Annotated in this window: 12 protein-coding genes and 1 pseudogene; 3 read left to right on the top strand and 10 right to left on the bottom strand. The window is 40.6% G+C overall.

Annotated elements, in window-relative coordinates; genetic code table 11:
* Positions 1–257 precede the first annotated feature (257 nt).
* The 3 genes from EWV84_RS11025 (at position 258) to obgE (ending at position 2008) form a co-directional block, all read left to right on the top strand.
* Entirely contained in the window at positions 258–584 is a 327-nt protein-coding gene (locus EWV84_RS11025) for a nucleotidyltransferase domain-containing protein (protein WP_287078039.1), read from the top strand.
* Positions 581–910: a HEPN domain-containing protein gene (locus EWV84_RS11020; RefSeq protein WP_002762465.1), complete on the top strand. Its 330-nt coding sequence runs from the start codon at positions 581–583 to the stop codon at positions 908–910. Before EWV84_RS11025 ends, EWV84_RS11020 begins: the two co-directional genes overlap by 4 nt.
* A 69-nt stretch (positions 911–979) precedes the next feature.
* The gene (gene obgE / locus EWV84_RS11015) at positions 980–2008 is read left to right on the top strand and encodes a GTPase ObgE (protein WP_287078038.1); all 1029 of its coding nucleotides are present in this window, start codon (positions 980–982) and stop codon (positions 2006–2008) included.
* A 9-nt stretch (positions 2009–2017) separates the two neighbouring features.
* Here obgE and EWV84_RS11010 read toward each other — a convergent pair whose 3' ends face one another.
* From EWV84_RS11010 to purQ, 10 genes and pseudogenes are all read right to left on the bottom strand, one after another.
* Positions 2018–2383, bottom strand: a complete 366-nt coding sequence (locus EWV84_RS11010; protein WP_287078037.1) for a KH domain-containing protein — start codon at positions 2381–2383, stop codon at positions 2018–2020.
* Positions 2376–2624, bottom strand: a complete 249-nt coding sequence (rpsP, locus tag EWV84_RS11005) for a 30S ribosomal protein S16 (protein WP_002736858.1) — start codon at positions 2622–2624, stop codon at positions 2376–2378. Before rpsP ends, EWV84_RS11010 begins: the two co-directional genes overlap by 8 nt.
* Positions 2625–2716: 92 nt before the next feature.
* The gene (locus EWV84_RS11000) at positions 2717–2959 is read right to left on the bottom strand and encodes an HNH endonuclease (protein ID WP_287078036.1); all 243 of its coding nucleotides are present in this window, start codon (positions 2957–2959) and stop codon (positions 2717–2719) included.
* Between the two features lie 63 nt (positions 2960–3022).
* Positions 3023–3571, bottom strand: a complete 549-nt coding sequence (locus tag EWV84_RS10995; protein ID WP_287078035.1) for a KGK domain-containing protein — start codon at positions 3569–3571, stop codon at positions 3023–3025.
* Between the two features lie 30 nt (positions 3572–3601).
* The gene (locus tag EWV84_RS10990; RefSeq protein WP_502705765.1) at positions 3602–4372 is read right to left on the bottom strand and encodes a hypothetical protein; all 771 of its coding nucleotides are present in this window, start codon (positions 4370–4372) and stop codon (positions 3602–3604) included.
* Between the two features lie 3 nt (positions 4373–4375).
* A pseudogene (locus EWV84_RS23100) lies at positions 4376–4570 on the bottom strand (transglutaminase domain-containing protein); the annotation flags it as partial.
* A gap of 21 nt (positions 4571–4591) precedes the next feature.
* Positions 4592–4996: a hypothetical protein gene (locus tag EWV84_RS10985; protein ID WP_287078034.1), complete on the bottom strand. Its 405-nt coding sequence runs from the start codon at positions 4994–4996 to the stop codon at positions 4592–4594.
* A 195-nt stretch (positions 4997–5191) separates the two neighbouring features.
* Complete coding sequence (rfbB, locus tag EWV84_RS10980) at positions 5192–6268, bottom strand: dTDP-glucose 4,6-dehydratase (protein ID WP_287078033.1); 1077 nt, start codon at positions 6266–6268, stop codon at positions 5192–5194.
* Between the two features lie 46 nt (positions 6269–6314).
* Positions 6315–7241 carry a CDF family zinc efflux transporter Cdf31 gene (gene cdf31, locus EWV84_RS10975; protein WP_287078032.1) on the bottom strand — a complete coding sequence of 309 codons (927 nt, stop codon included), beginning with the start codon at positions 7239–7241 and terminating at the stop codon, positions 6315–6317.
* A 278-nt stretch (positions 7242–7519) separates the two neighbouring features.
* Positions 7520–8206 (bottom strand): phosphoribosylformylglycinamidine synthase subunit PurQ, encoded by a 687-nt coding sequence (gene purQ / locus EWV84_RS10970; protein ID WP_287078040.1) that lies wholly within the window; start codon positions 8204–8206, stop codon positions 7520–7522.
* Positions 8207–8362: the final 156 nt, after the last annotated feature.

Genomic DNA, 8362 nt, shown 5'->3' with positions numbered 1-8362 from the left:
TTTGAGTTAAAAGTTAAACTTCAAGTTTTTATTCAGGACGAATGTACTGATTAACTAATTTTTTGGGGAAAATTAGTTAACCCATCATTATAACATATAATTAATTTGCAAGAGTTCTAGTGTATCAAGGTATTAGGGATGTTAGTCGCTGGTGGCGGTGATGCTCATAAATCAATTAGAAGTGCTACGATCAGCAGAAGCAAGTCCACCATAATACATTTTTTGGCCAAATACAATAATTTCTAGCTAATAAAACAATGGCTCAATTACAAACCCTAATGCCTATACTACAAGAATTTCGCCAAGAATTAGCAAAGTTTTATGGAAAACGGTTAGTAAAACTCATCCTTTTTGGTTCACAAGCGAGGGGTAACGCCAATGAGGACTCAGATATTGATATTATGGTCGTATTAAAAGGCCCCATTTCCCCTGGAGATGAAGTGATTCGGATGGCAGACATCGCTACTCAACTAGACCTTAAATATAATACCTTCATTTCTTTGATTCCCATCGCCGATGAAGACTTTGTTCATCGACAAACCCCATTAATGGACAATATTCGCCGAGAAGGGATTTTCCTGTGAACCAAAACCAAATTTCGTCCTATATCAATCAAGCTAATGAAGAATTAGAAGCGGCCACCCTATTACTTGAAAAAAATTATTATCGTGCTTGTATTTCTCGTTGCTATTATGCCATTTATTGTACAGTCCAAGCTCTGTTAATAGTTAAAAATATCAATACGCGCAGTCATCGAGGGGTACGACAGCAATTTTCTCAACATTTTATTCAAACAGGGGAATTACCATTAGAACTATCAAAAGCGTTAAGAATTACCTATGATTTACGACAATTAGGAGATTATGATCAAGTTATTGAAATAACTAGGGAACAAACACAAATTGCCTGAGAATACGCCACAGTATTTGTAGAACAAGCAATGATCTTGAGCATTTTTTCACTTTAACTACTTAATCTTATGCAGTTTATTGATCGCGCCGAAATAGAAGTAGAAGGGGGTAAGGGAGGTGATGGAATTGTCGCTTTCCGTCGGGAAAAATACGTCCCCGCCGGCGGTCCGGCCGGAGGTAATGGGGGAAAAGGTGGTTCGGTGATTTTCGTGGCGACTCAGAACCTGCAAACCCTGCTAGATTTCCAGTATAGTCGCTATTTTAAGGCCGATGACGGCAAACGGGGCGGCCCCAACAACTGCACCGGGGCCAACGGTAGCGATCGCATTATTAAAGTTCCCTGTGGTACAGTGGTTTACGATCTCGATAGCGAGGCAATTATCGGCGATTTGGTAACTCCCGAACAGACTTTAATCGTGGCCGCCGGGGGAAAAGGGGGATTAGGCAACCGCCACTTTTTAAGTAATAATAATCGCGCACCCGAATACGCTTTACCCGGTTTAGAGGGAGAAAAACGCCATTTACGCCTAGAATTGAAGTTATTAGCGGAAGTAGGCCTGATCGGGCTGCCCAATGCGGGGAAATCCACCCTAATCTCGGCCGTTTCCTCTGCTCGTCCCAAAATCGCCGATTATCCCTTTACGACTCTCATTCCTAACTTGGGAGTGGTACGCAAACCCACGGGAGACGGGACGGTATTCGCCGATATTCCTGGATTAATCGAGGGAGCGCACCTAGGAATCGGCTTAGGACACGAATTTTTACGCCATATCGAACGCACACGCCTGTTAATTCATCTTGTCTCCTTGACATCAGAAGACCCGATCGCCGATTATCAAATTATTCAAGGGGAATTAGCCGCCTATGGTCGGGGATTAGAAAAGCGATCGCAAATACTGGTTTTCAACAAAATTGATGCTGTGGACGAGGAAACGATAGATAACTATCAAAAGCAGTTTGCTAAAATAACCAATGCCGAGATTTTGACTATTTCCGCCGTGACAGGAGCCGGATTAACCACTTTACTCGCCAAAGTTTGGCAGCAATTAGAGCAACTGGAGAGGGTCGAGGTTGAAACCCCTTCCCTGTTTTCCTAAAATCGCTCGTTAGTTGTTCGGCTGCCGGGGTGCGGGTGGTCGGCGATTGCTCGGTCTTCTTTCCGTACCTTCAAAGTTACCATTAGAACGACGGGTGCGGCGCTGTTCGCCTTCATTTTCGGCCGCATAGACTTCTAGATAAAGAGAGCGACCCACACTCGCGGCCGCCATTTCTAGGGTAGTTCTAATCGCCTGTAAATTGCGTCCTCCCCGACCGTAAACTTTGCCTTTATCGGCATCATCGAAGGCTACACGCACCCAAAGACGTTGATTTTCCTGACAGCGCTCGATATCCAATCTCAGACTGGCCGGATCTTCCAAAAACGGCTCGATAATAAATTTCACCAGTTCGAGATAGTTGGGGGTACTAGGCATTGATTTTCTCGAAAATTTTCTGTTTGGTGAGAATGCTGCGTACGGTGTCCGTTGGTTGCGCTCCTTGTTGTAAGCGTCGGATAATCCCTTCTTCATCCAGACGCACTTCATCGGTGCGGGGATTGTAAAATCCTAATTCCTCTAGGGGACGACCATCGCGACGACTGGTGCTAACGGCCGCAACGATACGATAACTGGCTTCGCGTTTTTTGCCAAAGCGTTTTAGACGTAATTTGATCATGGTTACTAAAAAATTCTCCTTTCCGATTCTAACTCATCCGGACGGTATTTCCACAAGTGGCGATCGAGGGAACGGCAGGCAGCCATTCGATATTATTGAAAATAACGCCGAAAACGAGGGTCTAAATCGTCTTTTTTGTGGCGATTACAGGATAAACAAAGGGTTTGCAGGTTACTAATGTCGTTACTGCCACCTAAAGCTAAGGGAATTATATGATCTATGGAAAGTTGGGACAATTTTTCGGGTTTACCGCAACTCTGACATTGATAATTATCCCTTTGATAAACATATTTTCTCACTTCGATCGGAATCGGTATTCTCGGAGTTTTTGCCATGATAATTACAGCAGGAGAGAGGAGATTGCTTTAATTTATTTTCCTTATTACCTAATTAGTTTTTCAGGAATTGAAGTTAGTTTTTTCGGGATTTTCTCGCAGCATTTGCCGAATCTCCTCTAGGGGTGATTCTGGTTCTTGCTCAATTGTGCTTTCTTCGGGAATAAATTCTAGGGTAATTTTTATTTGACGAGTTTCATTTAAATTCTCAAATCCCTGTTTTTGTAATTCCCGCAGAAATTCCTCCTCATGTTCACCTAATTTTTGAGGCAGTTTTTCTAAAACACCAGAAAAAGTACATTCTCCAGAAGTTTTAACTTTTCCTGTTCTCCAGTCTTTCTCTCCCAGTATTAATACTTTACAATCCTTCCCTTCACTCGGATAATGAAACCATTCAATTTTATTAATTTGACCAAATGTAGAAGAACTATTTGATATATTTCTTCTTAGTCTTCCCTGGGAATTAAAGTTGCCGATATACTCCAAAAAATCTGCCTGGATTTTTTCTTTAAATTTTCTCACTAAAATAACTTCTTCATTTTCAAACATCAGTAAACTATTATCATCTTCGATAAGGATTTTCTGAGAGTTGTTAAAAGTATCAAGATTCATTCTTTTGCTCCTTAATGACTCAAAGACAAATTACTCGTACTCAACTAAACTAGCGTAGTTATTACCCTCGGTAAACTTGCCAGCGATAGTTATCTTTCCTGAACCAACTTTAACATTACCGAAAAATAAATTACCTGACTTAGCTAAAGGAGTCCAGTTACCCGATGATTGATCAATGATAACCACATCTAAAGCATTAGGTACTTCGATTTTAAAATTTACCAATTGATTCTTAGTTAATTTGGCTATTGTGGGACTATAAAGATAGGCATTATTTTCTTCAAAAGTAGCATAGGTTTCCGGGATAGAAACACCCATAGCATTGCTGGTGATTCGATAGGATAAAGCATGATTAAAGTTATTTTTATCGGATTTATTTTTAGAGAAAACCATCAAATCATAACTTCCAGCTTGGGGAAAGGAAACTTTAATTATTGCTTGTCCATTGACTCTTTGAATTAAGGGTAAATGGCTATTGATAGGTAAATTATTTTGCTGCAATTGAGCAGAAATCTGGGTGTGAGGAGGAACTTGTAAAATAACTTCTGTTATTCCTGAAGACTGGATATTATAACTATTGTGATTGACTAATTTTATGCCATCTCGAAAAAATTGTGATGTCACAATCGGCCAAGAATCAAATTGTTGTTTTCTATAAACTTTCGGTAATAATTGCCACTGAGTTTGTTCGGGGAAATGACTATAAATTAATTGTGCGGGTGGAGTAGCAAAATAATGAGGATTAAATTGCCGTTGAAATTGATTGTTATTGACTACTCCCGCACCCCAAGTTGCATCAATTAGATACCAAGCATTATTAATTCTGACAGTATTCCAAGCATGGTTAGCATCACTAGCATTGCCCACTAGATAGCCTAATCCTTTAGCATAACCGATAACAACTGCTGATTTTAATCCCATTTTTTCTGCTAAAGCTTGATAAAGATTGGCATACCCTGAACAGACAGCAAAACGATTTTTGAGAACCACATAAGGACTCGCATCACCGTAATTACCCCTTTAAAAACTTGCCACATCGTAGGTAATATTATGGGTAATCCAAACGTAAATAATGCGGGCTTTTTCTGCTTCTGTTTTGGCATATTTAGATAGAATTGTTGCTAATTCTGATAGAGAATTTCCTTGATAATTGATGCTGCGAGCTAGACGATCAATATTTTGATAATTTCCCTGTCTAACTTGGTGATTATTCCCAGGAATAATTGGCTGAGAAAGTTGCAGATTATTAGTATTATAAATTAAGTTATTGGCTGGTTTAAATGATTGAAAATTCCTGAGCAGTTGAGAACTTTGGTTTTTAAATGCCATCCCAACGGACATTAAAACTAAAAAGATGAAAATCCCTGGAATTGTCCTTCCCGATTGCCGATTCTTGCGGCGGCGATAATTTCTTTTATAAGCCATAGTTGCTGCTAATAAAAAGTCAAGATTACCAGTCTTAGCCTGATCTGCTCCTATTATCTCTCAAACCTAACTATTTTTTTGAGATTTTTCTGTGATCTTAATCACTGACAATTAAAATATTAATCTAGCTAAAGTAATAAGTGTGTTAGTTTTGGCTAACACACCCAAAATTAAGATTAAAGTTTTTACCCTTATCTAACCGTAAACTTTCCCATAATACTCTTGATATTCTTTGGATAACAAAGGTTGCCACCAATCCCGATGATCGAGATACCATTGAATGGTTTTTCTTAATCCCCCCTCTACCGTTTCTTGAGGTTGCCAACCTAATTCAGTGCGAATTTTACTAGCATCAATAGCATACCGGCGATCATGTCCAGGGCGGTCCTTGACAAAAGTAATTAAATTCTGAGCAGGTTTCACGGGTAAATCGGGAGCTAATTCATTCATTAACTCACATAACATCATGACTAAATCGATATTTTTTACCTCATTATTTCCGCCAATATTATAGGTTTCTCCCGCTTTTCCTTGGTTAATAACTGTATCTAAAGCTTGACAATGATCCCGCACATATAACCAATCTCGAACATTTTGACCATCACCATAAACGGGCAAAGGTTTACCCAAAAGAATATTAATACACATCAAAGGAATTAACTTTTCGGGAAAATGATAGGAACCATAATTATTAGAGCAATTAGTAATAATTGTCGGCATTCCGTAGGTATGAAAATAAGCTCTCGCTAGATGATCACTCCCCGCTTTTGAGGCAGAATAGGGACTATTAGGAGCATAGGGAGTAGTTTCGGTAAAAGCCGGATCATCTACTCCTAAACTGCCATAAACCTCATCGGTGGAAACGTGCAGAAAACGATAGTTATCCGGTTGATGATTACTTAACCAATGTTGCCGAAAACTTTCTAATAGAGTAAAAGTTCCCACCACATTAGTTTGCACAAAAGCCCCAGGTCCAAGAATCGATCGATCCACATGGGATTCGGCGGCAAAATGGGCAACTGTATCGATATTTTCACCAGCAAATAATTCATCAACTAAAACTCGATCGCAGATATCCCCTTGCAGAAAACGGAAATTCTTTCTATCTTTCAGTGTCGCTAAATTATTCAAATTGCCCGCGTAGGTAAGAGCATCAAGAACAATTACACGATCCTCAGGATAATTCTCGCACCAATGATGAACAAAATTCGAGCCGATAAATCCTGCTCCACCAGTAATTACTATGCTTCTAGCTTGATTTTCTGTCGTCATGGCCACCTCTAGCAAAAGTTTGCTACTTATTTTAGGCCTTTTTGCTTCACACTTCTTCATCAAAAGTGATCTGATCGGAACGATAATCCGGCGGTTCAACGTGAATTAAAATTCTCACAGGGCTAAATTGTTGGGTTAATCTTGCTTCTACCGCTTCCGTGATTGCGTGAGCAGTTTCCACATCTTGAGCGGAGACAACTAGGTGCATTTCTATAAATACCTGTCTTCCCACCACTCCCCGAGATGCGATCGCATGACAATTAAGCACCCCCGGCACCTCCATCACAATTTGATGAATCACTTCAGGAGCGATCGCCATTTCATCCACTAACAAAGGTAAATTCTCCATCAGGACTTTCCAACCACTGCTAAACACCAAAAAAGCGACGGGAAAGGACAAAATCGCATCTAACCATTGTAATTGGGGAATATTAGCCGTATTACCCACCCAAACCCCCACTAAACCCAATAAAACCGTAATTGTCACCCACACATCACTCATGGTATGACGAGCATCGGCAATCAAAATCGCACTACCGACACGCTGCCCCACCGATCTTTCATAATAAGTAACAAAAATATTCACCCCTAAAACGATAATTAATAGCCATAACTCAGGACCGGCAATCTCGATCGGTTTGCCTCCTTTGATAATACGCATGATCGCCCCTTGCAAAATTTCAAAACAGGCAATCCCCAAAAAGGCGGCGATCGCTAAAGCTCCGATCGCTTCGTATTTCAGATGTCCGTAAGGATGATCTCGATCGGGATAGGGAGAGGAAAACCGCATCGCTACCAATCCCAAGACATTATTCGCACTATCGGTGACACTATGGAGAGCATCCGCTTGCAGACTTAAAGCACCAATTCTCAAACCCACCCCCGCTTTGATCGCCATAACCAAAATGTTCAGCAGCAGGGTGATCCAGAGAACCTTTTGGACGGTAGCCCGATTATCTTTTAAAACAGCCACAGGATTATCAGTTTTTTAGCTATCAGTTATCAGTTATCGGTTATCAGTTATCAGTTATCAGTTATCAGTTATCAGGGAAATTTCAACTAAAACCCCAAAAACCCAAAAACCCAACTATTTGAGGGTTTAAAAACGGCAAAAATAAGGATTAAATTGCCTAAAGTCTGTAAATAGACCATTTAATTGATTATTATTCATTTTTAATTTTCCTGACTACTGACTACTGACTACTGACTACTGACCCTAACAACAATTTTTGATTTTTACAAGAGGTCTAGTCAACAACAATTGATTATCTCCTCAAATAACAGACTCCCATCGGTCAAATTGAGCAGCGGATCGGCAGCGCGTTCGGGATGAGGCATCATTCCTAGCACATTTCCGGCTTTATTGGTAATTCCTGCAATATTATTTAACGATCCGTTAGGATTCCCTGACTCATTTGCCTCTCCTGTGGCAGTACAGTAACGAAAGAGAATTTGTCCGTTATCCTCCAGAGATTTTAACGTATCTTCTGCGGCATAATAACGCCCTTCCCCGTGGGCAATCGGCAAATTAAGCACCTGTTGCGGTTGATAACCTCGCGTCCAGACAGATTGATTATTTTCCACTTTTACCGGCACTCGATCGCAGATAAAATGTAAATCGCGATTACGAATTAACGCACCGGGTAGCAGCCCAATTTCCGTTAATACCTGAAAACCGTTACAGATGCCTAAAACTAATTTACCTTTTTCAGCTTCTTCTCGGACAGTTTTCATCGCTGGCGAAAACCGAGCGATCGCACCACAGCGCAAATAATCGCCGTAACTAAATCCCCCCGGCACCACGATCACATCCAAATCCGCTAGCTCCGTCTCTTGATGCCAAACATAGCGGGTAGGTTGCCGAAAAATCCCCTCCGTCACCGTTGCCACATCTCGATCGCAATTCGATCCCGGGAAAACAATAATCCCAAACTTCATAATTTTTAACTTGGTTAATTCATTTTGCAAAAAGCTCTCATCGAAAATTTTGGGTCTGAAACCCCGTCGTTCTACGACGGCTTTACTGTTAAATATTAACACATTTACGAAATATATGCTAAAATGCTCCCCATGGAAAAAGCCTATTCGTTTCGA

This window comes from Microcystis sp. M_QC_C_20170808_M3Col, assembly GCF_007095505.1.
Classification (GTDB): Bacteria; Cyanobacteriota; Cyanobacteriia; order Cyanobacteriales; family Microcystaceae; genus Microcystis.
This window is presented reverse-complemented; position numbering and strand designations above follow the sequence as displayed.

Coding starts and splice junctions, on each gene's coding strand:
- rfbB (WP_287078033.1), bottom strand. CDS start 6,268: ATGACGACAGAAAATCAAGCTAGAAGCATAGTAATTACTGGTGGAGCA.
- EWV84_RS11025 (WP_287078039.1), top strand. CDS start 258: ATGGCTCAATTACAAACCCTAATGCCTATACTACAAGAATTTCGCCAA.
- rpsP (WP_002736858.1), bottom strand. CDS start 2,624: ATGATCAAATTACGTCTAAAACGCTTTGGCAAAAAACGCGAAGCCAGT.
- EWV84_RS11000 (WP_287078036.1), bottom strand. CDS start 2,959: ATGGCAAAAACTCCGAGAATACCGATTCCGATCGAAGTGAGAAAATAT.
- EWV84_RS10995 (WP_287078035.1), bottom strand. CDS start 3,571: ATGAATCTTGATACTTTTAACAACTCTCAGAAAATCCTTATCGAAGAT.
- purQ (WP_287078040.1), bottom strand. CDS start 8,206: ATGAAGTTTGGGATTATTGTTTTCCCGGGATCGAATTGCGATCGAGAT.
- EWV84_RS10985 (WP_287078034.1), bottom strand. CDS start 4,996: ATGGCTTATAAAAGAAATTATCGCCGCCGCAAGAATCGGCAATCGGGA.
- EWV84_RS11010 (WP_287078037.1), bottom strand. CDS start 2,383: ATGCCTAGTACCCCCAACTATCTCGAACTGGTGAAATTTATTATCGAG.
- obgE (WP_287078038.1), top strand. CDS start 980: ATGCAGTTTATTGATCGCGCCGAAATAGAAGTAGAAGGGGGTAAGGGA.